We start from the raw sequence: 496 nt of genomic DNA, 5'->3' as shown, positions 1-496 counted from the left end.
CTTTTTACATACTTTTCTGCATTCCTACCAAATTGTTGTTTCACAAGCTCTTCTTTACTCATTTTTATCATCTTCTTTCTATAAGTATTCATATAATTAATAAGTTCTCTTTATATAATTTCAAATCCTCTTTTAGGATCTATCCCTTATAAAAGAGGACTAGTATCAAAATAAAATAACTCGTGAATTTTTATTTTCAAAACAAAAAAAGGTTACGGGAACAAATCCCATAACCTCGAAAAATAACTCTTACATCGTGGTACCTATATATACGTCTAAATAATTTATATTCTCCTTTAACCTCATAAAAATTTCTACTTCGCTAAGTGTAGCCTCTCTTGCATACAATCCAAATTGATTCATACCAACCCATATCCAGCCTGGTGAATTATAAAGCATATCAATGTTGAAATGCTCCAAATTAGTAAATTCTGACCTAATAAATTTATCCCTAATGGCGATTTGCTTATCTATCAAACCATATTCTTTTCCATTT

1 protein-coding gene is annotated in these 496 nt (G+C 29.2%); it reads right to left on the bottom strand.

What is annotated here, in order from left to right; translation table 11 throughout:
- Positions 1-249: 249 nt before the first annotated feature.
- The coding region (locus KI356_RS27345) for a hypothetical protein (RefSeq protein ID WP_212937023.1) at positions 250-496 on the bottom strand (247 nt) is incomplete at its 5' end.

Source organism: Bacillus hominis (genome assembly GCF_018332515.1).
GTDB lineage: Bacteria > Bacillota > Bacilli > Bacillales > Bacillaceae_G > Bacillus_A > Bacillus_A hominis.
The sequence above is the reverse complement of the archived record's forward strand: the minus strand, read 5'-3'. Positions and strand labels throughout refer to the sequence as shown.